The 25,353-nt window shown below is 60.1% G+C and carries 31 protein-coding genes and 1 other RNA gene; 11 read left to right on the forward strand and 21 right to left on the reverse strand.

Annotated features, from left to right (window positions below; genetic code table 11):
* From QVF59_RS20910 to QVF59_RS08670, 6 genes are all read right to left on the reverse strand, one after another.
* Window positions 1-98: pyruvate dehydrogenase E1 component-related protein (locus QVF59_RS20910; RefSeq protein WP_502866802.1), on the reverse strand; the 98-nt coding region annotated here is incomplete at its 3' end.
* A gap of 303 nt (window positions 99-401) precedes the next feature.
* Window positions 402-1,853, reverse strand: a complete 1,452-nt coding sequence (locus tag QVF59_RS08650; RefSeq protein ID WP_287878922.1) for a M48 family metalloprotease — start codon at window positions 1,851-1,853, stop codon at window positions 402-404.
* A 136-nt stretch (window positions 1,854-1,989) separates the two neighbouring features.
* Window positions 1,990-3,696, reverse strand: coding sequence for a SulP family inorganic anion transporter (locus QVF59_RS08655; RefSeq protein ID WP_287878924.1), 1,707 nt, complete (start codon window positions 3,694-3,696; stop codon window positions 1,990-1,992).
* A complete protein-coding gene (locus QVF59_RS08660) occupies window positions 3,684-4,103 on the reverse strand; it encodes a DUF6691 family protein (RefSeq protein ID WP_159874593.1) in 420 nt (139 codons plus the stop codon). The genes QVF59_RS08655 and QVF59_RS08660 overlap by 13 nt, the downstream gene beginning before the upstream one ends.
* 3 nt (window positions 4,104-4,106) lie before the next feature.
* The gene (locus QVF59_RS08665; protein ID WP_240902559.1) at window positions 4,107-4,550 is read right to left on the reverse strand and encodes a YeeE/YedE family protein; all 444 of its coding nucleotides are present in this window, start codon (window positions 4,548-4,550) and stop codon (window positions 4,107-4,109) included.
* Window positions 4,551-4,554: 4 nt separating this feature from the next.
* Entirely contained in the window at window positions 4,555-4,872 is a 318-nt protein-coding gene (locus QVF59_RS08670; protein ID WP_205677473.1) for an ArsR/SmtB family transcription factor, read from the reverse strand.
* Between the two features lie 152 nt (window positions 4,873-5,024).
* Between QVF59_RS08670 and QVF59_RS08675 the strand changes: the two genes are divergently transcribed.
* The 7 genes from QVF59_RS08675 (at window position 5,025) to rlmH (ending at window position 9,925) form a co-directional block, all read left to right on the forward strand.
* Window positions 5,025-5,888, forward strand: coding sequence for an MBL fold metallo-hydrolase (locus tag QVF59_RS08675; protein WP_287878928.1), 864 nt, complete (start codon window positions 5,025-5,027; stop codon window positions 5,886-5,888).
* 35 nt (window positions 5,889-5,923) lie between these two features.
* Window positions 5,924-6,916 (forward strand): DUF2804 domain-containing protein, encoded by a 993-nt coding sequence (locus QVF59_RS08680; protein WP_287878929.1) that lies wholly within the window; start codon window positions 5,924-5,926, stop codon window positions 6,914-6,916.
* 4 nt (window positions 6,917-6,920) lie between these two features.
* Window positions 6,921-7,367 (forward strand): GNAT family N-acetyltransferase, encoded by a 447-nt coding sequence (locus tag QVF59_RS08685; protein WP_159874589.1) that lies wholly within the window; start codon window positions 6,921-6,923, stop codon window positions 7,365-7,367.
* A 194-nt stretch (window positions 7,368-7,561) separates the two neighbouring features.
* Window positions 7,562-8,143, forward strand: coding sequence for a beta-class carbonic anhydrase (locus QVF59_RS08690; RefSeq protein ID WP_045845820.1), 582 nt, complete (start codon window positions 7,562-7,564; stop codon window positions 8,141-8,143).
* A complete protein-coding gene (nadD, locus tag QVF59_RS08695) occupies window positions 8,140-8,784 on the forward strand; it encodes a nicotinate-nucleotide adenylyltransferase (RefSeq protein ID WP_159874588.1) in 645 nt (214 codons plus the stop codon). The genes QVF59_RS08690 and nadD overlap by 4 nt, the downstream gene beginning before the upstream one ends.
* A gap of 206 nt (window positions 8,785-8,990) precedes the next feature.
* Entirely contained in the window at window positions 8,991-9,362 is a 372-nt protein-coding gene (gene rsfS / locus QVF59_RS08700) for a ribosome silencing factor (protein ID WP_159874587.1), read from the forward strand.
* A gap of 92 nt (window positions 9,363-9,454) precedes the next feature.
* Window positions 9,455-9,925 carry a 23S rRNA (pseudouridine(1915)-N(3))-methyltransferase RlmH gene (gene rlmH / locus QVF59_RS08705; RefSeq protein ID WP_159874586.1) on the forward strand — a complete coding sequence of 157 codons (471 nt, stop codon included), beginning with the start codon at window positions 9,455-9,457 and terminating at the stop codon, window positions 9,923-9,925.
* Window positions 9,926-9,943: 18 nt separating this feature from the next.
* Here rlmH and QVF59_RS08710 read toward each other — a convergent pair whose 3' ends face one another.
* Window positions 9,944-10,393 carry a YiiD C-terminal domain-containing protein gene (locus QVF59_RS08710; RefSeq protein WP_287878933.1) on the reverse strand — a complete coding sequence of 150 codons (450 nt, stop codon included), beginning with the start codon at window positions 10,391-10,393 and terminating at the stop codon, window positions 9,944-9,946.
* A 31-nt stretch (window positions 10,394-10,424) separates the two neighbouring features.
* On the opposite strand from QVF59_RS08710, the gene QVF59_RS08715 reads away from it, so the two are divergent.
* A complete protein-coding gene (locus QVF59_RS08715; RefSeq protein ID WP_287878935.1) occupies window positions 10,425-11,048 on the forward strand; it encodes a YcnI family copper-binding membrane protein in 624 nt (207 codons plus the stop codon).
* Window positions 11,049-11,134: 86 nt separating this feature from the next.
* On the opposite strand, the gene ahpF is transcribed toward QVF59_RS08715, so the two are convergent.
* From ahpF to QVF59_RS08730, 3 genes are all read right to left on the reverse strand, one after another.
* Window positions 11,135-12,685, reverse strand: coding sequence for an alkyl hydroperoxide reductase subunit F (gene ahpF / locus QVF59_RS08720; protein ID WP_287878937.1), 1,551 nt, complete (start codon window positions 12,683-12,685; stop codon window positions 11,135-11,137).
* A 140-nt stretch (window positions 12,686-12,825) separates the two neighbouring features.
* A complete protein-coding gene (gene ahpC, locus QVF59_RS08725) occupies window positions 12,826-13,395 on the reverse strand; it encodes an alkyl hydroperoxide reductase subunit C (RefSeq protein WP_159874583.1) in 570 nt (189 codons plus the stop codon).
* A gap of 277 nt (window positions 13,396-13,672) precedes the next feature.
* A complete protein-coding gene (locus QVF59_RS08730) occupies window positions 13,673-14,065 on the reverse strand; it encodes a YidB family protein (protein WP_287878938.1) in 393 nt (130 codons plus the stop codon).
* Window positions 14,066-14,188: 123 nt separating this feature from the next.
* Between QVF59_RS08730 and QVF59_RS08735 the strand changes: the two genes are divergently transcribed.
* Window positions 14,189-14,965, forward strand: coding sequence for a lytic transglycosylase domain-containing protein (locus tag QVF59_RS08735; protein ID WP_159874581.1), 777 nt, complete (start codon window positions 14,189-14,191; stop codon window positions 14,963-14,965).
* Between the two features lie 206 nt (window positions 14,966-15,171).
* Here the strand turns inward: QVF59_RS08735 and QVF59_RS08740 are convergent, their stop codons facing one another.
* From QVF59_RS08740 to QVF59_RS08765, 6 genes are all read right to left on the reverse strand, one after another.
* Window positions 15,172-15,471 (reverse strand): hypothetical protein, encoded by a 300-nt coding sequence (locus tag QVF59_RS08740; protein WP_159874580.1) that lies wholly within the window; start codon window positions 15,469-15,471, stop codon window positions 15,172-15,174.
* A 180-nt stretch (window positions 15,472-15,651) separates the two neighbouring features.
* Window positions 15,652-16,656, reverse strand: coding sequence for a DNA polymerase III subunit delta (gene holA / locus QVF59_RS08745; protein WP_159874579.1), 1,005 nt, complete (start codon window positions 16,654-16,656; stop codon window positions 15,652-15,654).
* Complete coding sequence (locus tag QVF59_RS08750) at window positions 16,637-17,197, reverse strand: LPS-assembly lipoprotein LptE (RefSeq protein ID WP_159874578.1); 561 nt, start codon at window positions 17,195-17,197, stop codon at window positions 16,637-16,639. Before QVF59_RS08750 ends, holA begins: the two co-directional genes overlap by 20 nt.
* A 107-nt stretch (window positions 17,198-17,304) precedes the next feature.
* Window positions 17,305-19,923 (reverse strand): leucine--tRNA ligase, encoded by a 2,619-nt coding sequence (leuS, locus tag QVF59_RS08755; RefSeq protein ID WP_287878943.1) that lies wholly within the window; start codon window positions 19,921-19,923, stop codon window positions 17,305-17,307.
* 291 nt (window positions 19,924-20,214) lie between these two features.
* Window positions 20,215-21,156, reverse strand: a complete 942-nt coding sequence (gene pip / locus QVF59_RS08760) for a prolyl aminopeptidase (RefSeq protein WP_287878945.1) — start codon at window positions 21,154-21,156, stop codon at window positions 20,215-20,217.
* A 51-nt stretch (window positions 21,157-21,207) separates the two neighbouring features.
* Entirely contained in the window at window positions 21,208-21,666 is a 459-nt protein-coding gene (locus QVF59_RS08765) for an EVE domain-containing protein (RefSeq protein WP_287878947.1), read from the reverse strand.
* A gap of 129 nt (window positions 21,667-21,795) precedes the next feature.
* On the opposite strand from QVF59_RS08765, the gene QVF59_RS08770 reads away from it, so the two are divergent.
* Window positions 21,796-21,945 (forward strand): hypothetical protein, encoded by a 150-nt coding sequence (locus tag QVF59_RS08770; protein WP_159874574.1) that lies wholly within the window; start codon window positions 21,796-21,798, stop codon window positions 21,943-21,945.
* 41 nt (window positions 21,946-21,986) lie between these two features.
* Here QVF59_RS08770 and QVF59_RS08775 read toward each other — a convergent pair whose 3' ends face one another.
* From QVF59_RS08775 to cobU, 5 genes are all read right to left on the reverse strand, one after another.
* Window positions 21,987-22,607 carry a 5-formyltetrahydrofolate cyclo-ligase gene (locus tag QVF59_RS08775; RefSeq protein WP_287878950.1) on the reverse strand — a complete coding sequence of 207 codons (621 nt, stop codon included), beginning with the start codon at window positions 22,605-22,607 and terminating at the stop codon, window positions 21,987-21,989.
* Between the two features lie 68 nt (window positions 22,608-22,675).
* Window positions 22,676-22,858, reverse strand: a non-coding RNA gene (ssrS, locus tag QVF59_RS08780) — 6S RNA.
* A gap of 43 nt (window positions 22,859-22,901) precedes the next feature.
* Window positions 22,902-23,213, reverse strand: a complete 312-nt coding sequence (locus QVF59_RS08785) for a cell division protein ZapA (RefSeq protein ID WP_159874572.1) — start codon at window positions 23,211-23,213, stop codon at window positions 22,902-22,904.
* Window positions 23,210-23,473 (reverse strand): hypothetical protein, encoded by a 264-nt coding sequence (locus QVF59_RS08790; protein ID WP_240902556.1) that lies wholly within the window; start codon window positions 23,471-23,473, stop codon window positions 23,210-23,212. The genes QVF59_RS08785 and QVF59_RS08790 overlap by 4 nt, the downstream gene beginning before the upstream one ends.
* Before the next feature lie 68 nt (window positions 23,474-23,541).
* Window positions 23,542-24,066, reverse strand: coding sequence for a bifunctional adenosylcobinamide kinase/adenosylcobinamide-phosphate guanylyltransferase (cobU, locus tag QVF59_RS08795; RefSeq protein WP_287878953.1), 525 nt, complete (start codon window positions 24,064-24,066; stop codon window positions 23,542-23,544).
* A 251-nt stretch (window positions 24,067-24,317) separates the two neighbouring features.
* Between cobU and cobT the strand changes: the two genes are divergently transcribed.
* The gene (gene cobT / locus QVF59_RS08800) at window positions 24,318-25,352 is read left to right on the forward strand and encodes a nicotinate-nucleotide--dimethylbenzimidazole phosphoribosyltransferase (protein WP_287878954.1); all 1,035 of its coding nucleotides are present in this window, start codon (window positions 24,318-24,320) and stop codon (window positions 25,350-25,352) included.
* The last annotated feature ends 1 nt before the right edge of the window (window position 25,353 follow it).

Here is a 25,353-nt window from a genome sequence, read left to right on the forward strand (position 1 = left end):
GCGCGCTCGGAACCTTCGGTATCCAGAACCGACTCCAGCGCTTCAGTCCACTCCTGGGTTTCCAGGGGATCGATATCGTCAGGGAAGGTTGCAGCCATATCTCATCCTCACATCGGGGTGACCGGGGCCGGGATCAGGTCCAGACCCACTTTATTGTGTTACCGGATCGAAAACGAAAAAACGAACCGGACTCGTTAGGGACAGATTATAAACGATCACTTTCGCAATAAAAATGTTCATTTATGAAAAGCCCCTCTGGTGTTGCGGAGTGTATAGTTTCAGGAGGCAACAGCGGAATAGGCAATTAGGGTTATCACTGAATATTTGCTCCATTTATCAGGATATTGCGCTGCATCATGTTGTTTTTTTGCGATATCACCTCTTGCAACCTCGACTCCAGTTTATTTCCCCGAATCCTTCTTTTCCTCTTTCAGTAATTTTTCAACTTCGCGCATGCGCGCCTCTATCGAAGAACGCAGGTAGAAGTCGTCTCCCTTGGCCTGGGAGGCAAACTGATACTGCTCCAGCGCCGCCTCATAACGCCGCTCGAAGTAAAAGGCATTCCCCAGTGCCGCGTGGTAGTGCTGCGGGTCTTTGTCCGCATACAGCCGGGCTTCGCTGCGGTACAGGGTCGCATCGCGCGGATAGCGGCCTTGTAGCTGCCGTAGCAACGCGAGTGCCGCCGTTCGGTTTCCGCTGTCTATAAGGACATTCAGCTCGGCCATTTGCAAGGGCTGGCTGTCCTTGAAGGTTTGCTGGCCACGACGCAGGCTAGCCAATGCCGCATTCCAGTCACCAGCCTCGCGGGCAATGGCTGCCTGCTGGCCGAACAGCATGGGATCAGCAGGCAAACGGGCCTCCGCCTTGCCAAGTGCGGCCCGCGCAGCTACCAGTTGATGGTTGGCCAACTGCGCGCGCGACATGCCATACCACATTGCCCCTTCATTCAGATACTGGCCTTTGTCCAGCATGGTCTGGTAATAGCGCACCGCGTCGTCCGGGGCCAGTGTCATGACACGCAATTTTTCCCTCACTAACAGATAGGCGGTGCTGTCTGCCTTCATCTTGACCGGATATTCCAGCGCGCGATTCTGCGCTTCGCTGATGCGTTGTGAGGTGACCGGATGCGTTCGCAAGAAGGCATAGGCATTGTTGTCGCTATAGCGGTTGGCCGACTCCAGACGCTGGAAGAATGCCGGCATGGTGCGCACATCGAAACCGGCCTGCGCCAGATATTGCATGCCGACACGGTCGGCTTCGCGTTCGAAATCACGCGAGAACGACAACTGATTGGAGATTTGCAAGCCCAGCCCGGCCGATAGCGTGCCAATCGACGCCTGGCTACCCCCGGCACGCGATGCCAGAACAGCGGCCAGAACGGTACCCAACAGCAATAGCGGGCTGGTGGCTGAGCTTGCTGCCTGCATGCGCGCAATATGGCGCTGGGTGACATGGGCGGTTTCATGCCCTACTACCGAGGCCAGTTCGCCTTCGCTCTGCGTGGCCACCACCAGGCCACTATTTACCCCCACATAGCCACCCGGCATGGCAAATGCATTGATTTGCTTGTCGTTGACCACAAAATAGGTGAGCTGCAGGCCGGGAATGCGCACACTGGCCGACAAGCGGTGACCCAGCGTATTGATGTAGTCATTGACTTCGGCATCATCCAGCACATCTCCGGCATCGCGCATGGCGCGCATGAAATCCCGGCCCAACCTGGCCTCGTCAGCCATGGAAAGGGTGCTATCGGAAACATCGCCCAGATCGGGCAGTGCAGGCAGGTCGGCATAGGCCAGCAATGGCTGGGCCAGCGCCATGGCCAGCAGGCTGGCAAGCAAGGTTTTTTTCATCTTGGATGTGAACAGGCAACAACGATTTGGTTGCAAGCTGGCCCGGCAAACCGGTCAGCCCCCGGTGTGCCACAGCATAGTCCTGCCGGGGCAGGCGGGCCAGCACCCGACAGCACTTTCATGCCATGAGAATTGTTCAGATTTGATAATCAGCCGGCCCGGCCAAGCTTTGCCATGCCGCCTGGGTGGACAGATGTACTCTGCCAGCAAAGCGCGCCGCCAAGCCGGCCCGCTGCAGGATATCCGTCACGGGTCCTTTGATTTCAGCCAGATGCAACTCAACCCCCGCTTGCTGCAAGGCCAGATCCAGCCCTTCCAGCATGGTCAATGCCGTGGTATCCACCCGGTTGACCGCACTCATCACCAGCACCACCTGTCGCACCCCGCCCTGCTGCCCCACCCTGGATAACAAAGCCTGACGCACCTGCCGGGCATTGCCGAAGTACAGGCTTTCATCCACACGCAGCAACAGCACGCCAGGCAGGCACTCCACCGTGTGGCGCAGACAGTTGCGGAAATGGTGGGTGCCCGGCACTCGTCCCAGCACGGCGATGTGCGGCCGACTGCTGCGCCACAGCAAGGTGGCCAGCGAAACCAGCACACCGGCCATGATGCCACTGTCCACCCCCAGCAGCAGTACCAGGCCAAAGGTCAGCAGCCAGGCCACTGCATCGGCACGTTCAGCCAGCCAGGCCCGACGCAGACTGGCCACCTTCAACATGGACAAGAGAGAGGCAATGATGGTAGCCGCCAACACAGGCAGCGGCAGCCGTGCCAATGCGCCAGTCGCCAGAAACATCAACAGCAGCATGCCTGCGGCTGTCACCAGTGATGCCAGCTGGGAGTTGGCACCGGCATCGGCATTCACCACCGAGCGGCTCAAGCCCCCGGTCACCGGAAAGCCACCGGCCAGGCCGGCGGCAATATTGCACAGACCGAGTGCCACCAGCTCCCGGTCCGGATCAACACTCTCCTGCCGCCGCGCCGCCAGCAGCTGCGCCACGGAGAGGCTCTGCACATAGTTGATGAGGGCAATGAAGAAGGCCGGCATGGCCAGATCTGCCAGCCGGGACAGCGGAATGAGCGGCAATGCCGCCACGGGAAGCCCTGCCGGAACCGGCCCGACCACCGGTACCTGCCAACCTGGTGGCAGCAGCATGCCCGCGAGCATGGCCAATACCGGTGCGATACGCAGCAACACACTGGCCACGGCTGTGGACATGCCAAGTGATTGCAATACAGCCGGCCCCCTGCGCCGCAGCCCCAACAGCAAAGCCAGTGCGCTAGCCCCTACCCATAAAGAAGATGCCTGCCATGCCGCAGCCTGTTGCCACGCGGCCAGCAGCCACTGTGGCAAGGAGTTGCCCGGCAAATGCAGACCCGCCAACGGCCCCAGTTGGGACAATACGATCAGCAGCGCACTGGCGGTGGTAAAAGCTGCCAGAACCGGCTCGGACAGCAGATCGGCAATAAAGCCCAGCCTGGCCATGCCCATGGCCAGCAGCATCAGGCCTGATAAAATGGCCAGCCACAAAGCCAGCGCCAGATAATCACTACTGCCGGACTCGGCAAAACGCGACAGGGTGGCTGCCGTCAACAAGGAAGTCAGCGCCATCGGCCCCACAGACTGGGCATAGCCGCGCCCACTGAAGGCATACACCAGCAAGGGTGCAACGCTGGCATACAAGCCCGCCTGTACCGGGAGGCCGGCCAACAGGGCGTACGCCAGGCTTTGTGGTATCAGCAGCAGAGTGACCACAACACCAGCGGTCAAGTCGCCGGCCAGCCAGTGGCGGCGATATGCGCCAACCCAGCCGGGAAACAGGCTGATCAGGGCAGCCATCGCGACAGCAGACGCGCCAACCACATGCCGGTCAGCATGGCGAGGACAAACCATGCCCCCGCCGGCAGAGCCATGCCAGTCAGCACCAGGGCCGGACCAGGACAAATGCCGGCCAGCCCCCAGCCGATGCCAAACAGCACACTTCCCAGCACCAGCCGCCCGGTCAGCCGGCTTTTGTCCGGCAACTGCATCGGCTCGCCCAGCAGGCTGTGACTTTGCCGCTCAGCACGGCGGAAGGCAAAAAAGGCAATGCAGATGGCACCAGCCATGACCAGTGCGAGGCTTGGATCCCAGCGGCCAGCAACATCCAGAAAACCCAGCACCTTGGCCGGATTGCTCATGCCGGACAGCAGCAGACCCAGTCCGAACAACAGACCAGCAATCAGCGCGGATAGAATCTTGCTCATGGTTCAGGCCCATCCCAGGCAATGACGCACGATATACACCGTAACGCCAGCACTCAGCATGAAGCTGAGGGTGGCCAGCAAGGAACGCGGCGACAGCCGGGACAAACCGCACACCCCATGACCGCTGGTACAGCCAGATGCCAGTCGTGTTCCCACCCCCACCAGCACGCCGGCCAGCAGCAGTCTTGGCAGCGAGGCATCCAGTTGCAAGGCAGGCAGGCCGCCGATGAAAACCAGCCAAACGAGAGGTGCCAGCAGCAGCCCCAGAACAAATGCCAGCCGCAGCGGCCAGTCGCCCGCCCTGTCCAGCAAACCGCCCAGCATGCCGCTGATACCGGCAATGCGGCCATTCATCAGCACCAGCCAGCTTGCCGCCAGGCCAATCAGCATGCCACCAGCCAGCGAAGCCGCCGGGGTAAAGCTTGCCCAGTCAATCTGCATTTCCATTCCTTTATTCTTGCGCCGGCGCTGCACCATCGGCACAAAACACGCCGTGCAGGGCCATCAGCATGGTCATGGCTTCGGCGCTGGCGATGGTGTAGTAAATCCACTTGCCTTCACGCCGGGTACTGACCAGCCCTTCATTACGTAACACACCCAGCTGTTGCGACAGCGTGGGCTGGCGGATACCGGTAAGCCCTTCCAGCTCAGACACGGTTTTCTCACCATCGACCAGCTGACAAAGCAGCAGCAGGCGATCTTCATTGGCCAGGCTTTTCAACAAACTTGCCGCCCGGCTGGCATTGGCACGCAGTAACATCAAATCCATGGTTTCCATCCCAGTGGCCATCAACCGCGGTAACTGCTTACGACAAATACCGGATTCGGCTCAAATTATAATATACATTATAGTATAATGATAACTGACAGGCGATGCCTGCAATACAAAACGTCACGCCCGTCATTACCGTGGAGCCCGTCATGCAACAGCCCAAGCTTGCCACTTTCTTCGATCCGGCCACCGCCACGGTCACACATGTGGTGTACGACCAGCCGGGCGGCCATGCCGCCATCATCGACCCGGTGCTGGATTACGATGCCAAATCAGGCCGCACATCCAGCCGCAGCGCCAGGCAATTGCTGGACTTTCTGCATGGGCAACAATTGACGCTGCAGTGGATTCTGGAAACCCATGCCCATGCCGACCATCTCTCTGCTGCCGCCTGGCTGCAACAGCAGGCCGGCGGACAGATCGGCATTGGCAGCGGCATTGTCCAGGTACAGAAAATTTTCCAGTCCGTCTTCAATCTGGGCGACGATTTTGCCACCGATGGCAGCCAGTTCGACCATCTGTTTGCCGATAACGAGGTTTTTTACATCGGTAAACTGCAGGCAAAAGCGCTGTTTGTGCCGGGCCATACCCCAGCTGACATGGCTTATCAGATCGGTGATGCTGTATTCGTAGGCGACACCCTGTTCATGCCAGATGTCGGCAGCGCCCGTTGCGACTTCCCCGGTGGAGATGCCGCCATGCTCTACCATTCCGTACGCAAGCTGCTGTCGCTGCCAGACAGCACACGCCTGTTCATGTGCCATGATTATCCCGCCAAGGAACGGCCAATTGCCTGGGAAAGCAGCGTGGCGGAACAAAAGCAGCACAATATCCATCTGCATGCGGGCATCCGGGAAGCCGATTTCGTCGCCCTGCGCCAGGCGCGGGATGCCACGCTGGAAATGCCCCTGCTGATTCTGCCGGCCATTCAGGTAAACATCCGCGCCGGTCGCTTCCCCGAGGCAGAAAGCAACGGAGTACGTTACCTGAAAATACCGCTGGATATGTTGTAGACTCAAACGTGTGTTTCAAACCGGGCTTTACAGTCATGCCATCATCCGCCCTCCCCGCCGCTCCTGACTGTCTGCTCGATGCCAACGGCCAGCCCAGGTTCGGGCGCTATCAGGGCCGGATTGCCCAGCTGGGCTGGCATGAGCTGCCGCTTTCGCGCTGGCAGCGTTTGCTGCGCCCCCTGCGCCACAAACGCTGGCAATACCTGGCCCTGACCCACCCTAACTATGTCATCGGCCTGGCCGTGGTAGACGTAGGCTGGACCGGTGCCGCCTTTGCCTATCTGTTTGATCGCCGCGCCGGTCGCCTGCTGGCTGATGTCGGTACCGACAGCTTTCCGCGCCATCGCGCCCACGTGGCCGACCAGGCTTTTGCCGATGCCGACTTTGCCAGCCGCGCCCTGACCATCAGCTTCAGCCGCCGGGATGCTTATCTGGCTGTAGACGTAAAATCTCCCACGCTGCAACTGGCCGCACATATTGCCATCAGCGCCATGCCACCAGTACTGGCCGCCATCGCGCCCGGCGACTGGCTGGCTCATTCCACACACAAGTCCGGCGCGCTGGAGGCCAGCGGCTTTGCCGACTGCCAGGGCCAGCGTTTTTCGCTGGATGGTGCCATTGCCAGCCTGGACTACTCCAATGGACTGCTGGCCCGGGAAACCGGCTGGCGCTGGGCCAGCGCGCACCGTGCCGGGCTGGGCTTCAATCTGCAGCAGGGCTATATGGGCAAGGCCGAGAACGCCATCTGGATAAACGACCAACTACTCCCGCTGGAAGGAGTAGGATTTGACTACGACCCGCAACACCCCTTGCGGCCATGGCAGTTGCGCAGCGATGACGGTCTGCTCGCGTTGCAATTCACCCCGGAAGGCCTGCGGTCGAAAAATCAGAACCTTCTGATCGCCAGTAGCCGTTATATTCAAGTGATCGGCCGCTTCGATGGCCATATCAACCACCCGACCAGCCAGGCCGTACATGTAGTGCAAAACCTGGCAGGCGTAACCGAAGACCATTTCGCACGTTGGTAATGCCATGACCATCATTATCCGCCCCGCCAATTATCAGGATGTGCCGGCCCTGACCGCACTGACCGAGGAAATGGGCTACCCATCGGATATCCAGGCACTGGGTGACCGGCTGACCATGCTACTGGGCAGCCCCGATCTGCATCAGCTATGGGTGGCCGAAATCCAGGGTGAAGTGGCAGGCTGGCTGCATGCCTTCTGGCGACCGCTGCTGGAATCACCGGCAGCGGTTGAAATAGGCGGTCTGGCCGTAGGCCTGCGCTGGCGACGGCGCGGTGCCGGCCGCGCGCTGATACACGTGGCCGAACGCTGGGCCCGTACCAAAGGAGCCACCACCGTTACCCTGCGCGCGGCCATTCACCGCGAGGAAGCACCGGACTTCTACCAGCGTCAGGGCTACAGCCTGAGCCAGAGCCAGAAAACCTTCCGCAAACAACTGGGTGATACGCCCTGATCCAGCCGTCCCGGTACAATGTCCCGCCTTCCTCCCGAACAACAAAGCTGGCCTGCCTGCCAGAAACTGGTCTACCATAGCCGCGCTGCCGAGCCGGCTGCCATGGCGAAATACCCCTGTTCGCGACTGACTACGTGTTAGCATGGCGCCCCGATTAGAGCATTCAATCTAACCTCAGCCAGGAGATTACGCGCATGGGTGTGCTGAATACCATTCTCGAGCACAATCGGAGCTTCGTCGAAAATCACGAATACGAACAATTCAAGACCGACAAGTTTCCCGACAAGGGCCTGGCCGTGCTCGCCTGCATGGATGCCCGTCTGGTTGAGCTGCTGCCCAAGGCCATGGGCCTGAAAAACGGCGACGCCAAGCTGATCAAGAACGCCGGTGCGCTGATTACCCACCCCTGGGGTTCGGTAATGCGTTCCCTCATCGTGGCGGTGTATGAATTGCGTGCCGAGGAAATCTGCGTGGTGGCCCACCGCGACTGCGGCATGCGCGCCATTGATCCCAACAAGATCCTGGCGCATGCCACCGAACGCGGCATCAGCGAAGAAACCATCGATACCCTGCGCAATGCCGGCATTGACCTGGACAACTGGCTGAAGGGTTTTGACAACGTATCGGACAGCGTGCGCCACAGCGTGCAGACCATCCGCAACCATCCGCTGATGCCCAAGGACATTCCGGTGCACGGTATGGTGATTCACCCGTCTACCGGTCGCCTGGAACTGATCATCGACGGCTACACCGGCAAGGCCCCCGTACACGCATGAGCCCCCTGCCAGCGCTGGGCCTGTTTGGCGGTACTTTCGACCCCATCCACACCGCCCACCTGCGCATGGCACAGGCCTTTCGTACCGAATTGCAGCTGGACGAGGTAAGACTGATTCCCGCCGGTCAACCTTATCACCGCGAGCACGGCCCACATGCCAGCCCGGCACAGCGGCTGGACATGGTGCGGCTGGCCATTGCCGGCCTGCCCGGCCTTGCCGTGGACGCGCGCGAAGTACAACGCAACAAACCGGCCTACACCATCGACACCCTGGAAGAAATCCGCGCTGAAGTCGGGCCTGAGACTCCCCTGTGGTGGCTGATCGGTGGCGACTCGCTGGCCAGCCTGCACACCTGGCAGCGCTGGACCGAGCTGTTCGCACTGGCCAATATCGCCGTTGCCCTGCGTCCGGGCTTTGACCAAAGCCGTCTCCCTGCTGCCGTTCGCACCCAGTGGCAGACGCGCCAAGTCACTGATTTTTCAAATGGCTCGCCTTCCGGTACAATGCGCCCCCTGGCCCTGCCTCCACTGGATGTCTCGGCCACCGGGATACGCCAGCGCCTGCACAGCGGCGCTGACGTCGGGCAACTGCTCAGCGCACCGGTACTGGGCTATATCCGCCAGCATCAGCTATATCTCTAAAGCTGCAAGCCAGCCACTACAGTTGATGCCGCCATCGTGGATGACTGTTGTCTGCATGCTGCAAACCGTACTACCGGAAGGGTTTGCCTGCTACGACTAGCAAGCCCTTGCCCGTTTTTGCCGCAGGTTGCAGCAAACGCTCTTTATCGGATACCTCTGGCCGCCCGGATGCCGCCATGTATCACTACTGACATCAAAAGGACATCATGGAAGTTCAAGACATTGCCAAACTGGCCGTCACCGCCCTGGAAGACATCAAGGGCAAAGACATCATCGAAATGGATACCTCCACGCTGACTTCGCTGTTCCAGCGCATGATCGTGGCTACCGGCGACTCCAACCGTCAGGTAAAAGCTCTGGCCAACAATGTGGCCGTCACCCTGAAAGAAGCCGGTGTGGACCTGGTGGGTACCGAAGGCCAGGAAAGCGGCGAATGGGTGCTGGTGGATGCCGGTGACGTGGTGATTCACGTCATGCTGCCGGCCGTGCGCGACTACTACGACCTGGAACAGCTGTGGGGCGGCCAGAAGCCCAGCTTCACTCCGGCCGGTGGTCGTCCGTGGCAAGCCAATTCCTGACCACAGGCCTGCTCCGCTCGTGACGGCACGCTTGCCGTCACGGCGCTTTCCTGCCACTGCAGCCCTTTGCCCCGCCCTGCCAGACCCCTGCCATGAAAATCACCATTCTCGCCGTCGGTACCAAAATGCCGCGCTGGGTTGACGACGCCTATAACGATTACGCCAAGCGTTTTGGCCGCGACATCAGCCTGGAGCTCAAAGAGATCAAGCCGGAAAAACGTGGCGGTGGCGTGACGGCAGAAAAAGGCATTGCCGCCGAGCACGACAGGCTGATGGCCGCCATTCCCGCCCGCTGCAAGCTAGTGGTGATGGATGAACGCGGCAAGAACTGGACTTCAGTGCGTCTGGCCGAGGAGCTGAAAAGCTGGATGGCCGGTGGCGATGACGTGTGCTTCATCATTGGCGGTGCCGATGGTCTGTCCGCCGAACTGAAACAGCGCGCCGACGTGCTGCTGCAATTATCGGCCATGACCCTGCCGCACGGCATGGTGCGGGTGATGCTGGGCGAGCAGATTTACCGCGCCTATTCCATCCTCAATAATCACCCCTACCACCGCGAATAAGTCTGTTATCCGCTGCGCTCAATTAGGCGGCAGCACCACGAACTCACCATCCAGCCGACCGGCGGCCACCCCGCCGCACTCCAGCTCCACCGCCAGTTGCAGCCGCGCCATGCGCCCCTTGGCCAGCGCGGCTGCCATGCGCTGCCAGGCAGCTTCAGGCACCGGCAAAGTACTGGCCGTAAAAGCAGCGTGCATGGCTTTCTGGTAATCCATCTGGCTGCGCCGCACCATTACCTGCCCACGCACCCCCAAGGCCTGTAACTTGCGATACACCAGCAACCAGCCCGCCAGCGTGGCGACCGCTGCGGCACTGCCGCCAAATACGGTGGCGCAATGGTTGATGTTCGGCTCCAGCGGTGCCCACAGCGTGATGGCATCGTCCCCGGCATGGCGCACCTTCACCGCCATCGCCTGTGCCAGCGGGATGGCCTGATACAGATACTGCTCGATTTCCTGATGGTTCTGCACCGCAATTCCTTTCCAGCAAAGAGGCTCCAGCATGCCACAGCCGGCCCGCTCCAGCAGCAATGACTGCGGCAAGATGTCGCAGGGTGGTGACGAATACTTCACTTACAATCCAGCGCTGATAACCGTTCCCATTCAGGAAGACATCATGCCCAAGCTCGCCCTTCTCGCCCTGCTGCTGGCCGCCAGCGCACAGGCCCACGTCACGCTGGAAACCCCGACCGCCGCCAGCGGCAGCTATTACAAGGCCGTGCTCAAGGTAGGCCATGGCTGCGATGGCAGCCCCACCACCGGCATCAGCGTGGAACTGCCGGAAGGCGCACAGCTGGCCCGCCCCATGCCCAAGGCCGGCTGGCAAGTTAAGTTGGAAAAGAGCGCAGTAAAACCGTTCGACTACTACGGTACGCTGATGAAGGAAGACGTTAGCCGCATCAGCTGGAGTGGCGGTAATCTGCCGGCTGATTTTTACGACGAATTCACTTTCCAGGTGCGCATTGCCGCCCAGCCCGGCAAGCTGTTCTTCAAGGTAAAGCAGCAATGCGCCCAGGGCAGCACCAACTGGGTGGAGATTCCGGCCGCAGGTCAGGATGCCCACAGCCTGAAGTCGCCCGCCGCCGTGTTGCAGGTTACCCCGCCGGGTGAAGCCCACCAGCATTGAACCCGGCGCATCCGCGCAGAGCAGATAACAAAACCCCCTTGCACCATGGCTGATGCAAGGGGGTTGTTGCCTGGGCAAGGCAGGGCTTAACTGCGGATCAGGTAGTCAAAGGCGGACAGGCTGGCCTTGGCACCTTCGCCCATGGCGATGATGATCTGCTTGTACGGTGCCGTGGTGGCATCGCCGGCAGCAAACACACCCTCAGCTGAAGTCTGGCCCTTGGCATCCACTTCGATCTCGCCGCGCGGCGACAGGGCAACGCTGCCTTTCAGCCAGTCGGTATTGGGCAGCAGGCCGATCTGCACAAAAATGCCTTCCAGCGCCACATGGTGGGTCTCCCCGGTAATGCGCTCCTGATAGCGCAGGCCGTTTACTTTCTGACCGTCGCCGGTCACTTCGGTGGTCTGGGCATTGGTGATGACGCGCACATTGGGCAGGCTGTGCAGTTTCTTCTGCAACACCGCATCGGCGCGCAGGCTGTCGCCGAACTCCAGCAGGGTGACATGGGTGACGATGCCGGCCAGGTCGATGGCGGCTTCCACGCCGGAATTGCCACCACCAATCACCGCCACGCGCTTGCCCTTGAACAGCGGGCCATCGCAGTGCGGGCAGTAAGCCACGCCCTTGGCACGGTATTCGGCTTCGCCCGGCACATTCATTTCGCGCCAGCGCGCACCGGTGGCCACAATCACCGCCTTGCTCTTGAGCACGGCACCGCTTTCCAGCGTCAGCTCGGCCAGCTGGCCGTTTTGCGCCGGCTTGAGCGCAGTAGCGCGTTGCAGGTTCATCACGTCCACATCGTAGGATTTGACGTGTTGTTCCAGCGCCATCGCCAGCTTCGGCCCTTCGGTTTCCTGCACCGAGATGAAGTTTTCAATCGCCAGCGTATCCAGCACCTGGCCGCCGAAACGCTCGGCCACCACACCGGTACGGATGCCCTTGCGCGCCGCATAGATGGCGGCAGCAGCGCCGGCCGGGCCACCGCCGACGATCAGCACGTCGAATGCTTCCTTGGCGGCAATCTTTTCGGCTTCACGCGCCACGGCACCGGTATCCAGCTTGGCGATGATTTCTTCCAGGCCCATGCGGCCACTGCCAAACTGTTCGCCGTTCAGATAGATGGCCGGTACGCCCATGATCTGACGCTCGGTGACTTCCTGCTGGAACACACCACCGTCAATCATCACGCTACGCACATTGGGGTTGAGCACCGCCATCAGGTTGACGGCTTGTACAACATCCGGGCAGTTGTGGCAGCTGAGCGAGACAAACACTTCAAACTGGTAGCTGCCTTGCAGGCCGCGAATCTGGGCAATCGTGTCCTCGTCCACCTTGGGCGGATGGCCACCGGTTTGCAGCAGGGCCAACACCAGCGAGGTGAATTCGTGGCCCATCGGGATACCGGCAAACTCGATACGGCCAGCTTCACCGGGGCGGGCGATGGCAAAGGACGGGCGACGCGCAGCCTGGCCATTGCTGTTCAGCGTTACCTTGGGCGACAGGCTGGCGATGTCTTGCAGCAGGCCAAACATCTCCTGCGCTTTGGCGCTGTCATCCAGGCTGGCAATCAGTTCGATCGGCTGCTGCAGTTTTTCCAGGTAGGCGGTCAGTTGGGTCTTGATGGTGGTGTCGAGCATGGGAATATCCTCAGGCAATTGCACTGGCAAGCTCATGCGCTGCCAACAGCTTGCCGCTGCAATCGGGTGGTAGGGAGACGGGCCGCTGGCTGCGGCCCGGAGGCCGTACCGCAGTACGCGGCACGGCAGGCTGCATTGGCTTAGATCTTGCCAACCAGATCCAGCGAAGGAGCCAGGGTGGCTTCGCCTTCTTTCCACTTGGCCGGGCATACTTCACCCGGGTGGCTGGCTACGTACTGGGCAGCCTTGACCTTGCGCAGCAGTTCGCTGGCGTCACGGCCAATGCCACCGGCGTTGATTTCGATGATCTGGATCTTGCCTTGCGGGTCGATCACGAAAGTACCGCGTTCGGCCAGGCCTGCTTCTTCAATCATCACGCCGAAGTTGCGGCTGATGATGCCGGTCGGGTCGCCGATCATCGGGTAGTTGATCTTGCCGATGGTTTCCGAGCTGTCGTGCCAGGCTTTGTGGGTGAAGTGGGTGTCGGTGGATACCGAGTAGATTTCCACGCCCAGCTTGGAGAATTCGGCGTAGTTGTCAGCCAGGTCGCCCAGTTCGGTCGGGCAGACGAAGGTGAAGTCAGCCGGGTAGAAGAACACGACGGACCACTTGCCCTTCAGGTCGGCATCGCTGACATCAACGAATTTGCCATTGTGAAAAGCGGTAGCCTTGAACGGTTTTACTTCGGTATTGATCAGCGATACGGACATGTGTTGCTCCTTGCAGGTGAGTGTGGATTTGCTGCGGCTTGCTGCGTTAGCGATCTGATAGGAGCTATCTTATGCGGGGCGAATCAATTGATCTACTTGATTGTTTAAATGCTAAAAATAGAATTTTCCTATCGATATAGCCTAGGCAAAATCTTACTATTAGCAAGAAACAAGTAATTTACATACTGAATCATCTTAATTGTTGTCGTCATACCACGGCCCACACAGCAAAAAGCCGCCTAGACCGGCGGCTTTTGGGGGATGGAGCGGAAATTTATCAGCTTTTGTTGAAGAAGCCCTGCAACATGTCCAGCCCCTGCGACAGCAGCGCATTACCCTGTGGCAACTGGCCATCCGGGGTTAGTTTGTCTACTGCTTGCGGCAGGTAATCTGCCAGACCCTGGCTCAGTTGCTGCGGGTCCAGACCAAACTTCTCTGCCAATGCGCCAAGCTGCTCTCCGCCAAGCAACTGCTGGATCTGCTCGGCAGATACCGGCAGATTGCTACCGGTTCCCACCCAGGACGACACCAGCTCGCTCATGCCGCCACTGTTAAACTTTTCCAGCAGGCCGGACAGCCCGCCATGCTGCTCCAGCAGCGAGCCAACGGCACCGCTCACTCCTGCGCTTTCACCACCCAGCAAACCACCCAACTGATCAAACAGGCTCATGTTTCGTCCTTTCACATCAAATCGGTTTAAAATGTCGTCAAGGAAACTTTCTTGCAAAATAGCATAGAAAAATCAGTACAATAGCGCGTTCTTTACTCATCCTTACCGGTACACCCCCGCCAAATGCGATTATTTCTTGCCACCCTGGCCTTGCTGGCCAGCCTGGTCGCCAATAGCGTACACGCCGATCTTTATGGTTTTGTGGACGAACAAGGCCAGGTCCATCTGGCCAACCGTCAGGTGGATGAACGCTATCAGCTCTATCAAAAGAGCATGTTGTCGAGCGCGGGCAATAATACAGCACTGGACGATGCCATCACCCCCGGACTGGGAGCCACCTTGAGCAGCGACAGCCGCCAGACCGCACCGCGGGTGGACAAGCTAAAGCCAGTGAGTGTTCCCGTGGTCAACAGCCGCCTTGCCGCCCAGTACAAGCCGCTGATCGATCAGACTGCACGCGAATTCAAGCTGGATGCCGATCTGTTGCATTCCATCGTGACGGTAGAATCCGGTTACAATCCGCAGGCCATTTCCCCCAAGGGTGCCATTGGCTTGATGCAGGTGATTCCGGCAACGGGAGAGCGCTTTGGCATTACCGCCCTGGCCGACCCCAGGCAGAACCTGCGCGCGGGAGCCCGCTATCTGCGTTTTCTGCTGAGCCAGTTCAACAACGATCTGCCACTGGTGATTGCGGCCTACAATGCCGGCGAGGGTGCGGTGCAGAAATACCGCAACACCATCCCCCCCTATGACGAAACACGTGACTACGTAGCCAAGGTGTTGGCCTCGTATGAAAAGCGCACCGGGCTTGCCTACTCCGGCGGCCAGCGCAGCACGCGGCGCGTCAGGGCCCTGATCCTGCCAGCGGGCAGCAATGTGTCACAAGCTGCTGCCCTGTAGTATTCCACCAGTCGCAAACTAAAGGCCTTTTCTTGCAGGCCTTTGTTTTATGGCAAGGTGACTTGCTGTGCTTGGGCCGCTGCCGGCAAACCGGCCCGCACCGGCTGGGCGTTTCATTCCGCCACATACTGTTTAACCCCTTGTTCGCCCATGCCCCGTACCAGGCCTTTTCTCAAAGACCTTCTTGTCGCCAGTCACCCCAGGTCTTACAGCTGCAGGCCCAGAATATCTCCCAACGGTTCGGCCAGATCCCGGTAGCGGGCACGGTGATCAAACACGCCCAGGAATCCCGGATAGGCATCAGGTGCATGCAGAATCTGATTGGCCTTGCGGGATGAAAGCTTGTGAACACGCAGGATACGCCCATCCCAGTGCACCAGGCGGGCATCTTCTGCCGTCAGCAGCACATCCAGCGTTTGATGAATGATTTCAACCAGGACAACCTTGCTGCGCGTTCGGTGCTCTACCACCCCCGCTACTGTGCTGATACCCTCGTTTTGCACCATATATTGTTCTTTTCTTTATTGTTTAAAATGTATTAACTTGTTCTTATCATATGGCAGCACCCCATCAATCTCAATACTTTATTAAAAGAAATTTAAACAAAAACAGAATAATCCGACACATGTTTAAAAAAAAACGGCCAGCTCAAGCTGACCGTTTCAAATACCTGTATTTTTTCTACATCACGCGGCTAGCAACAAGGCCAGACCACGCAAGGCATGCCAGGGATCACCCAGGGCCACTCCCTTGATCTGCTGATCAATCCGCGCACACTCGGACAGCGCCGTCATTAGTTTACGCGGCCCGATCCGGCGCAGAGCCGGTTCAGCCAGCCGCTGCTTGTCACCCCATAGCCGTAGTTCACGCGCCAGATCACGCAACTGACGTCCGTCTTTCAGTCCCTGGCGTAAACGCAACAACATGCGGACATCTTCAGTAAACGACCACAGCACCAGTACCGGTGACTCACCTTCTGCCAGCAGTCCATCCAGCATGCGCTGCACCCGTGCGCTATCGCCGGACAGCCAGGATTCGGACAGATGGAATACATCGAAGCGGGCGACATTGGCCACGGCCTCGCGCAGTTGCTCCAGCGTCAACTCTCCTGCCGGATACAACAAGGCCAGCTTGTCCACTTCCTGCCGGGCCGCCAGCAAATTGCCTTCCACCCGGTCGGCAAAAAAGCTCAGTGCCTCCGGCGACAACTGCTGCTGTTGCTGCTTCATGCGCCGGGCAATCCAGCCGGCCAGTTCGTGACGGCCAACCGGCTTTGCCTCCACCACCACGGCTGCCTTTTCCAGTGCAGCAAACCACTTGGATTGTAGCTGGGCTTTCTCCAGCCGCGGCAGGGTGATCAGGGTGATGGTGTCGTCCGGAGGAGAAGCTGCCAGCTGTTGCAGTGCTTCGCCACCCTCGGTACCGGGCTTGCCTCCTGGAATGCGGATTTCCAGCAGCTTGAGGCTGGCAAACAGTGACACGCTGCTCATGGCATCGCGCAGCTGGGACCAGTCAAACCCTGCCTCGACCGTCAGGACTTCCCGCTCCTGATAGCCCTGTGCAGCCGCCTGCTTGCGCAGCTTGTCAGCGGCTTCCAGCGCCAGCAGGGTTTCCTCGCCATGAATCAGGTAAAGCGGTGCCAGGCCCTTGGCCAGCACCGCATCCAGCGCATCAGGGTTTAGGCTGGGCATTGGCAGGCTTCAGGCTTTGCGGGCCGGATTTGCCCGACTGTGCCGGACGCTGCAGGTAGGCCAGGCGGCGCACAACCTGCTCGGCGGCATCCTGGCGGATATCTCTCCACAACAGGGCTTCTTCCTGCTCCTTGCCCAGTACATCGCTATCGGAATAATTCATGTAGCGACGTACCTTGATGTCCATGTCCGGTTCCATCGGCACACCATCCAGCACAGTGCGTACTGTTGCGTCATAGGTCAGCATGTACTCGTTGACCTTGCCACCGCTGTTGATGGTGGAAACTTCCTTGGACTGGTGTTCACCCAGCACACTGACGACTGCCTCCGCCTGTTTCGGCGAGGTCAGCAACACCAGCTTTTCATTGCGCGCCAGTGTTTCATGCAGGATAGGACCCAGTTGGCTGCTGCCGTCTTCCACATACACGCTGCCAAAAGGCAATGGTCGGCTGCTGCCACCCATCCCCTTCAGATGAAAACCGCAAGCGCTGAGTAGGAACACTACGCTGACAAGTGCCAGCCCGTGCAGGATTCGGTTCATGCCTGTTCTCCGTAACAGGAGCCGGTCGGATCTTCCCCACGGCAAGCGTGGCGGCACTTCTGACCGGCAGGATTGCTAGCCCGCCCCATAACAGGGCGGGCAGGGATTTACACGACGATGTTCACCAGACGACCCGGCACCACGATGATCTTCTTGGCCGGCTTGCCTTCCATGAACTTCTGTACGTTCTCATGTGCCAGCGCGGTGGCTTCGATCACATCCTTGGCCGCATCGGCAGCCACGGTGATGCTGCCACGCAGCTTGCCGGCCACCTGCACCATCATTTCGATTTCGCTCTTCACCAGCGCCGCCTCGTCCACCTTGGGCCAGGCTTGAGCCAATACTTCGCTGCCAGGACGCAGCACTGCCCAGATGGCATCGGTGATATGCGGCACGATGGGTGACAGCAGCAGGGTGACGCTTTCCAGCACCTCCTGTGCCACGGCACGGCCGGCGGCATCGCTGCGCTCGGTCTTGTCGTAGGTGTTCAGCAGTTCCATCACCGCGGCGATGGCGGTGTTGAACTGCTGGCGGCGGCCGTAATCGTCGGCCACTTTCTGGATGGTGCTGTGCAGCTTGAAGCGCAGTTCCTTCTGGCTGGCATTCAGCTCGCCACCGGCATAGGCGGCCACCACACCGGCGTCGGCATGTTCCTTGGCCAGTTTCCACAGGCGCTTGAGGAAGCGGAAGGCACCTTCCACACCGGCGTCCGACCATTCCAGGCTTTGTTCCGGCGGGGCGGCGAACATCATGAACAGACGCGCGGTGTCGGCACCGTATTTCTCGATGAATTCTTGCGGGTCCACGCCGTTGTTCTTGGACTTGGACATTTTCTCGATACCGCCCACCACCACCGGCAGGCCATCCACGCGATGGGTGGCACCGGTAATCTTGCCCTTGCCGTCACGCTCCAGCACCACGTCTTGCGGGGCGATCCAGTCCTTGCTGCCGTTAGGCAGCTCGCGGTAGAAGGTTTCGCAGATCACCATGCCCTGAGTCAGCAGGCTCTTGAACGGCTCGTCGCTGGAGACCAGGCCTTCGTCGCGCATCAGCTTGTGGAAGAAGCGTGCGTACAACAGGTGCAGGATGGCGTGTTCGATACCACCGACGTATTGGTCCACTTGCAGCCAGTAGTCGGCTGCCGCCTTGTCCAGCATGGCGGTGTCGCACTTGGGGCTGGCGTAGCGGGCGTAGTACCAGCTGGATTCCACAAAGGTATCCATGGTGTCGGTTTCGCGCTTGGCGGCACCGCCACACTTGGGGCAGCTGGTTTCGTAGAATTCCGGCATTCTGGCCAGCGGCGAACCGGCGCCATCCGGAATCACGTTTTCCGGCAGCACCACCGGCAGGTCTTTTTCCGGCACCGGCACATCGCCGCAAGTCGGACAATGGATGATGGGAATCGGGCAACCCCAGTAGCGCTGGCGGGAGATACCCCAGTCGCGCAGGCGGTACTGGGTTTTCTTCTGGCCGGCAGCCTTGGCTTCCAGATCGCCGACGATGGCATCAAAGGCTTCGCTGAACGACTTGCCGTCGTACTTGCCGCTGTTGACGGTGCGTACGCTGTCGTCCTTGGCGGCATACCAGTCTTGCCAGTTGCTCGCGTCGAAATCATTGTCGCCGGCCACCTTGGCATACACTTGCAGCAGCGGCAGGCGGTATTTGTTGGCAAATTCGAAGTCGCGCTCGTCATGTGCCGGCACGGCCATCACTGCGCCTTCGCCATAACCCCACAGCACATAGTTGGCCACCCATACCGGCAGCTTGGCACCAGTCAGCGGATGGATGACGAACAGGCCGGTGTCCATGCCCTTCTTTTCCATCTTGGCCACGTCGGCCTCGGCCACGGAACCTGCCTTGCATTCGGCAATAAAGGCTTGCAGCGCCGGATTATTGGCCGCGGCCTGGGTGGCCAGCGGGTGTTCCGCCGCCACGGCAACGTAAGTTGCGCCCATCAGGGTGTCCGGACGGGTGGTGTACACCTTCAGCTCGCCGCCATGGCCGATGCTGTCCTGGTCGTAGGCAAACACCACGTCGGAGCCGTGGCTCTTGCCGATCCAGTTTTTCTGCATGGTCTTGACCTGTTCCGGCCAGCCATCCAGGGTATCCAGGCTGGTGAGCAGTTCTTCGGCGTACTTGGTGATGGCGAAGTAGTACATCGGGATTTCGCGCTTTTCCACCACGGCACCGGAGCGCCAGCCACGGCCGTCCACCACTTGCTCGTTGGCCAGTACGGTCTGGTCCACCGGGTCCCAGTTGACCACGCCGTTTTTCTTGTAGATCACGCCTTTTTCAAACAGGCGGGTAAACAGCCACTGCTCCCAGCGGTAGTAGTCGGGCTTGCAGGTGGCCAGCTCGCGCTCCCAGTCCAGAGCAAAGCCCAGGCTGTCCAGCTGCGTCTTCATGTATTCGATGTTGGCGTAGGTCCAGGCCGCCGGAGCGCCGCCGTTTTTCATCGCAGCGTTTTCAGCCGGCAGACCGAAGGCGTCCCAGCCCATCGGTTGCAGCACATTGAAACCCTGCAGGCGCTTGAAGCGGGCCAGCACGTCGGTAATGGTGTAGTTGCGCACATGGCCCATGTGCAGCTTGCCGGACGGATAAGGGAACATCGACAAGGCGTAGTACTTGGGGCGGCTGGCGTCTTCGACGGCCTTGAAGGCAGCGGTGCGCTGCCATTTCTGTTGCGCTGCGGCTTCGACTTCGCGCGGGCTGTAAGTTTCTTGCATGGTGATCTTTGTCTGGAAAGGCTGAAAACAAAAGGGCGGACTGCCCAAGTCCCCGCCTGGCAGGGCAGCTTGGGCAGTCCGTCGCAAATTCAATCGGGCCATTATAGCGGCCTGAGGGGCCCGCCGATAAGAGCCGCGCAAAAACAAACGCTTGCCCTCAGAAGGCAGAAACAGCTTTCCACACAATGAAGAGCGACTACCCTGGCAGGTAGATGGTAGCGGCAGGGCTGGTTTAGAACACAGTCGCAGACAATGTTTTCATCAATTTACCGCGGCAGCACAGGCATGAGCTCACGCCAGGCGGTACTTGAAGGACTCCAGCTGCTGCATCAGCAACTGCAGGATGCCACCTTCCCACAAGGAGTGGCCGGCCATTTCCACCAGCTGGAAATCTGCCTCCGGCCAGTGCCGGGCCAGTTCGCACGCGGAGACCGGTGGGCAGACCAGATCGTACCGTCCTTGCACGATGACGGCAGGCAGGTGGCGAATGCGGTCTATCTGCTGCAATAACTGCCCCTCCGGCAGAAAAATGCGGTGCACGAAATAATGCGCCTCCAGCCGTGCCAGCGACAGGGAAACATACTCGCTGCTGGCCCGGGTGATGGCCTCGGGATTCTGCCTGATAGCCACGCATGCCGCCTCGTAGCGGCCCCAACTGCGACACACCGGCAGATGCACCGCCGGGTCCGGGTCACACAGCCGTCGGTAATACGCCTGCAGCAGGTCCAGCCGCTCGGCCTGTGGAATGGGAGACACAAAGCGCTGCCACTCTTCCGGATAAAACTGCCCCATGCCATGCAGAAACCAGTCGATTTCACTCTGCCGCCCCAGAAATATCCCGCGCAAAATCAGCCCCTGCACGCGGTGCGGATGAGCCTGGGCGTAGGCCAGCGCCAGCGTACTGCCCCAGGAGCCACCAAACACCAGCCAGCGTTCTATGCCCAGATGCAGACGCAGGCGTTCGATATCATCGATCAGATGCAAGGTGGTATTGTCGCGCAGCTCGCCACGCGGCACCGAACGGCCACTACCGCGCTGGTCAAACAGCACCGCCCGGTAGAAGCCGGGATCAAACAGCTGCCGGCTGGCCGGCGCGCAGCCATCGCCGGGACCGCCATGCAGGTAGAGCACGGGCTGGCCTTCGGGCAGGCCACATTGCTCCCAATACATCTGATGCAGGCCATCCAGCGGCAACATGCCACTGGCAAACGGCATTAACGGGGGATAGAGCATCCTGTTCCTTGCGGCGATGACGGGTCGATGCGGCCAAATGAAGCCAGCCGTTCAACACAGCTGGCTGGTGATGTAATCCCATTCAGCCTGAATGACCGGGGTGATGGACAGGCGGTTCCCGCGCCGTAACACCAGCATATGTTCCAGCACCGGATGCTGGCGCAACAGGGCCGGAGTCAGCAAGGGGGTCTTGCGCACGAAACGGACATCCACACACTGCCAGCGCGGTGCATCCCCGGTGGCTTTCGCGTCGAAATAGGGGCTGTGCGGATCAAACTGGCTGGAGTCGGCATGGGCCGTCCCCGCCACCACGGCCAGCCCGGCAATGCCAGGCTGGGCGCAACCGGAGTGCCAGAACAGCACCCCATCACCCGGCTGCATCTCGTCCCGCATGAAGTTGCGCGCCTGGTAATTACGCACCCCGGTCCATTCGAAGGCACGTTCGGGGGCAGCCATCAGGTCGTCAATCGACGTTTCGTCCGGTTCGGACTTCATCAGCCAATAGCGCATAGGAAATGTCTGTTAATGAATGGATGGTTGGCTTAACAATTTACGGCATCTTACAACGGCATGGCTGGATTATCCTGAAGGCAAGATAAACATCCGGGCCAGACAGCCCTTGCAGTCAGGAGAACAAACATGAAAAGCCTGTTGATTGGCGTATTGCTGGCCAGTGCCCTGAGCGCCTGTGTGATTGTGCCACCACGTGGCGGCTACCGTGGGCCAGAGGTTTTCGTACCCATGGTGGTCGTTCCCGGAGAAGGCCACGGCCACCACTGGGATCACTAAACAAGCTTCGGCACCAGACACCGTTCCGCGCAAAGCCTCCGTCAGGAGGCTTTGTCGCCTGGGCTACGGGTAAAGCGGTGCAGGCCGCTTTCGGTCAACAGATAGTCCAGCTGCACATCCCAGGCCTCGCGCGGCACGGTGGCCACCCGCTGGCAATCATAGGCCACCCCTACCAGCAAGGGCTTGCCATAACGGCGCGGGCGCTGGCGAAAACCCAGGCTGCTGTCGTAAAAACCACCGCCCTGCCCCATGCGATAGCCCTGCTCATCCACCGCCAGCAATGGCACTAGCAATACATCCAGCTTTTCCGCCCGCAAGCAGGGTCCATCAAATTCCACGATGCCGTAACGCGCATGCCGGTACCAGCGCCCACTGCCACTCAGGCGGGAAAACCACATGCGCCGGCCACGTGCCGGAATCTGCGGCAGCCACACGCTGGCACCACGCTGCAGGGCAGTGCTGAGCAGGATTTCCACATCCAGCTCCGAACCGGCTGCCAGATAGCCGCCAATACGCCGCCCGCGTTGCAACAAGCGGCTGGCATGGCGGGCAACGGCGCGCATGGCCTGGGCGCGGTAGGTCGGCGTCAGTGCCATGCGCTGACGCCGAATGGCTTTGCGTAGGGCGATCTTGTCGGTGAAGGCAGTGTCTGGAGTTGGCATGGCAGAAGCCTGACAAGATAAACACAAATGAAAACGACCCGGAGCAGAGTGCGCCGGGTCGTGGAAGGGAGACCCCCGCGAGTGTCGTTTGGGCATAATTCGCTTGTACCCTGTTTCCAGGGAGGGCCACCTGCCAGCCACTTCGGGCGCATCCACAAGGAACGCGACACACCCGTGACTCACGCTGGCGACCAAAAGCGAACGCATTGGTACAAAGGAATTGTTTGCCTTCACGAACACCGCAGGGGATAAACTGATCTGGGTGTTGGCCAGTTCCTGTTGGGTGATCAGAAATCAGAACAGGGCTTGCTGGCTTTCGCGTAGTGCCGTATCGGCTGCTTCGCTCATGTTGCGTATTTTACGCTGGAACGAGGCCATTTCCAAGCCCTCTCCCACTTTGGTGCGTAATAAATCATGGGCAATGTTCAGCGCGGCCATGATGGCGATCTTATCGGCATCCATCACCTTGCCATGCTGCTGGATCAGATCGACCTTGCCTTGCAGCAGCCGGACAGCTTCGAGCAATGTTTCACGCTCGTCCGTGGGTGTACCGATAGTGAAATGGCGACCGAGAAGTTCAATGTCGACCTGTACGATATCGCTCATTCTGCCTCTCCTTCGGCCCGCTCCGGCTCGTCTGCCTTGGGCAGACGCTCCACCAGCGCGGCCACTCGGCTGCGTGTTTCGTTCACGCGGAAATTCAGCTCGGCATTTTCCTTGAGCGCTTCGGCGAGCGCCTGGGCAAAACGGCCGTTCTGGGTTTCCAGCTCCTTGATGCGGGCGATCAGGGCCTGCACGCGGGATTCGAGGTATTCCAGTTCCTTGTCCATGGCGGCGAGGATAACGGCCAGCCAGTCCAGCGTCAAACCAGACTATGTCTTGCTGTGTCCGGCATGGCACACCATCCACGCCGACAGCGGGAAAACCGCCGCTATCACGCGCTCTTGAGTACCAGCGGCAAGCCGCAGGCGATCAGCGTCACACGCTGGCAATGGGCGGCAATATCCTGGTTTAACCGGCCCAGCAAGTCACCATACTGGCGCGCTACACGGCTCATCGGCATCACGCCCCAGCCGATTTCATTGCTCACCAGCAACAACTGGCCCTGTACTGCATCAATAGCCTCCAGCAGCCATTGCCGCTCCTGCACGAAATCCATTTCATCGAACTGGTCGTCGCTGCGGAAAAAACGCATCAGCCACATGCCCAGGCAGTCCACCAGCAGCAAGCCGTCTTCCTGATCCTGCCCCAGGATCAGCTCGGCCAGGCTACGCTCGGCCTCCAGCACCTGCCAGTGCGCTGGCCTTTGCAGGCGGTGCTGACGTACACGCTCGGCAAATTCAGCATCCCGGATTTCAGCGGTAGCGACATAGCGGACCGGGCCATCATGCTTGATGGCCAGTTGCTCGGCATAGCGGCTTTTGCCAGAGCGGGCTGCGCCGGTAATCAGGTGGGTCATGAAAGGTGCGCTCCTGAACGCCGGAACGTGGCCGGTCCCGGCAAAACATGATGTAGATGCTGGCTTGTTACTTCAGCGACAAGCCAAGGCGGCGATTATACGGCACATGGCTGCGAAACCCCGGGCATTTGCCGAGAACTGTCTTGATATGCAACAAGCAATGCCGACACCAGCCAGGCATTCAGCTTGCCGCGCCGCGCCCCATGTCTTAGAGTCCCGCTCTAGTCCATGCCAACCAGAGAAATTGCATCATGACCAAGGCCATCGCCCTTCCTGACCACGCTTTCCATGAAGCCGCCCTGCAACGCCAGAATTCGCTGACCAAACCGGCCGGCAGCCTGGGCGTACTGGAAACGGTGGCCTGCCGCTTTGCCGCCTGGCAAGCTCAGACCATTCCCTCCTCCCTGCAACCGGCCATCACCGTATTTGCCGGCGACCACGGCGTAACGGCTGAAGGTGTCTCCGCCTATCCATCCATCGTCACCGGCGAAATGGTAAAGAACTTTGCTGCCGGCGGTGCCGCCATCTGCGTACTGGCGCGCGCCATTTCTGCCCGACTGGAAGTGGTGGATGCAGGCGTGCTCAACCCGCTGCCGGATCTGCCCATCGTGCAGGCCAAGGTTGCTGCCGGCACCGCCAATCTGGCGGTAGAGGCCGCCATGACACGTCAACAGTGCGAAGCGGCCCTGGAAGTGGGCCGCGCCGCTGCCCGCCGTGCCGTGCAACAGGGTGCCAACCTGCTGATTGCCGGCGACATGGGCATTGGCAACACCACCCCGTCTGCGGCACTGATCTGTCGCCTGGCGGGCTACAGCGTGGACAGCATTGTCGGTCGCGGCACCGGCATTGATGATGCCGGCCTTATCAACAAGCGCCGTGCCGTGCAACAGGGGCTGGACCGTCTGCAGGACAAGCAACTGGATGGCACCGCGGTACTGGCCGAACTGGGCGGACTGGAAATTGCTGCCATGGCCGGTTTCTATCTGGAAGGCGCAGCACTGGGTGTACCATCGCTGGTGGATGGCTTCATTGCCAGCGCCGCCGCGCTGTCCGCCCGCGCCATCGACCCGGCGGTTGCGGCCTGGCTGCTGGCCAGCCACTGCTCGGAAGAAACCGGGCACAAACTGGCGCTGGAAGCCCTGCAACTGAGCCCGCTGGTAGCGCTGGGCATGCGCCTGGGCGAAGGCTCCGGTGCCGCCGCCTGCGTACCGCTGCTGCAACTGGCCATCAAGCTGCACGCCGAAATGGCTACCTTTGCCCAGGCTGGCGTCACCGAAAAGGACTGAG

The organism is Aquitalea sp. (assembly GCF_030150775.1).
Lineage (GTDB): Bacteria > Pseudomonadota > Gammaproteobacteria > Burkholderiales > Chromobacteriaceae > Aquitalea > Aquitalea denitrificans.

Excerpts from the sequence above, each read along its gene's own strand:
- QVF59_RS08650 (WP_287878922.1), bottom strand. The coding sequence starts at position 1,853 with ATGAAAAAAACCTTGCTTGCCAGCCTGCTGGCCATGGCGCTGGCCCAG.
- QVF59_RS08655 (WP_287878924.1), bottom strand. The coding sequence starts at position 3,696 with ATGGCTGCCCTGATCAGCCTGTTTCCCGGCTGGGTTGGCGCATATCGC.
- QVF59_RS08660 (WP_159874593.1), bottom strand. The coding sequence starts at position 4,103 with ATGAGCAAGATTCTATCCGCGCTGATTGCTGGTCTGTTGTTCGGACTG.
- QVF59_RS08665 (WP_240902559.1), bottom strand. The coding sequence starts at position 4,550 with ATGGAAATGCAGATTGACTGGGCAAGCTTTACCCCGGCGGCTTCGCTG.
- QVF59_RS08670 (WP_205677473.1), bottom strand. The coding sequence starts at position 4,872 with ATGGATTTGATGTTACTGCGTGCCAATGCCAGCCGGGCGGCAAGTTTG.
- QVF59_RS08675 (WP_287878928.1), top strand. The coding sequence starts at position 5,025 with ATGCAACAGCCCAAGCTTGCCACTTTCTTCGATCCGGCCACCGCCACG.
- QVF59_RS08680 (WP_287878929.1), top strand. The coding sequence starts at position 5,924 with ATGCCATCATCCGCCCTCCCCGCCGCTCCTGACTGTCTGCTCGATGCC.
- QVF59_RS08685 (WP_159874589.1), top strand. The coding sequence starts at position 6,921 with ATGACCATCATTATCCGCCCCGCCAATTATCAGGATGTGCCGGCCCTG.
- QVF59_RS08690 (WP_045845820.1), top strand. The coding sequence starts at position 7,562 with ATGGGTGTGCTGAATACCATTCTCGAGCACAATCGGAGCTTCGTCGAA.
- nadD (WP_159874588.1), top strand. The coding sequence starts at position 8,140 with ATGAGCCCCCTGCCAGCGCTGGGCCTGTTTGGCGGTACTTTCGACCCC.
- rsfS (WP_159874587.1), top strand. The coding sequence starts at position 8,991 with ATGGAAGTTCAAGACATTGCCAAACTGGCCGTCACCGCCCTGGAAGAC.
- rlmH (WP_159874586.1), top strand. The coding sequence starts at position 9,455 with ATGAAAATCACCATTCTCGCCGTCGGTACCAAAATGCCGCGCTGGGTT.
- QVF59_RS08715 (WP_287878935.1), top strand. The coding sequence starts at position 10,425 with ATGCCACAGCCGGCCCGCTCCAGCAGCAATGACTGCGGCAAGATGTCG.
- ahpF (WP_287878937.1), bottom strand. The coding sequence starts at position 12,685 with ATGCTCGACACCACCATCAAGACCCAACTGACCGCCTACCTGGAAAAA.
- ahpC (WP_159874583.1), bottom strand. The coding sequence starts at position 13,395 with ATGTCCGTATCGCTGATCAATACCGAAGTAAAACCGTTCAAGGCTACC.
- QVF59_RS08730 (WP_287878938.1), bottom strand. The coding sequence starts at position 14,065 with ATGAGCCTGTTTGATCAGTTGGGTGGTTTGCTGGGTGGTGAAAGCGCA.
- QVF59_RS08735 (WP_159874581.1), top strand. The coding sequence starts at position 14,189 with ATGCGATTATTTCTTGCCACCCTGGCCTTGCTGGCCAGCCTGGTCGCC.
- QVF59_RS08740 (WP_159874580.1), bottom strand. The coding sequence starts at position 15,471 with ATGGTGCAAAACGAGGGTATCAGCACAGTAGCGGGGGTGGTAGAGCAC.
- holA (WP_159874579.1), bottom strand. The coding sequence starts at position 16,656 with ATGCCCAGCCTAAACCCTGATGCGCTGGATGCGGTGCTGGCCAAGGGC.
- QVF59_RS08750 (WP_159874578.1), bottom strand. The coding sequence starts at position 17,197 with ATGAACCGAATCCTGCACGGGCTGGCACTTGTCAGCGTAGTGTTCCTA.
- leuS (WP_287878943.1), bottom strand. The coding sequence starts at position 19,923 with ATGCAAGAAACTTACAGCCCGCGCGAAGTCGAAGCCGCAGCGCAACAG.
- pip (WP_287878945.1), bottom strand. The coding sequence starts at position 21,156 with ATGCTCTATCCCCCGTTAATGCCGTTTGCCAGTGGCATGTTGCCGCTG.
- QVF59_RS08765 (WP_287878947.1), bottom strand. The coding sequence starts at position 21,666 with ATGCGCTATTGGCTGATGAAGTCCGAACCGGACGAAACGTCGATTGAC.
- QVF59_RS08770 (WP_159874574.1), top strand. The coding sequence starts at position 21,796 with ATGAAAAGCCTGTTGATTGGCGTATTGCTGGCCAGTGCCCTGAGCGCC.
- QVF59_RS08775 (WP_287878950.1), bottom strand. The coding sequence starts at position 22,607 with ATGCCAACTCCAGACACTGCCTTCACCGACAAGATCGCCCTACGCAAA.
- QVF59_RS08785 (WP_159874572.1), bottom strand. The coding sequence starts at position 23,213 with ATGAGCGATATCGTACAGGTCGACATTGAACTTCTCGGTCGCCATTTC.
- cobU (WP_287878953.1), bottom strand. The coding sequence starts at position 24,066 with ATGACCCACCTGATTACCGGCGCAGCCCGCTCTGGCAAAAGCCGCTAT.
- cobT (WP_287878954.1), top strand. The coding sequence starts at position 24,318 with ATGACCAAGGCCATCGCCCTTCCTGACCACGCTTTCCATGAAGCCGCC.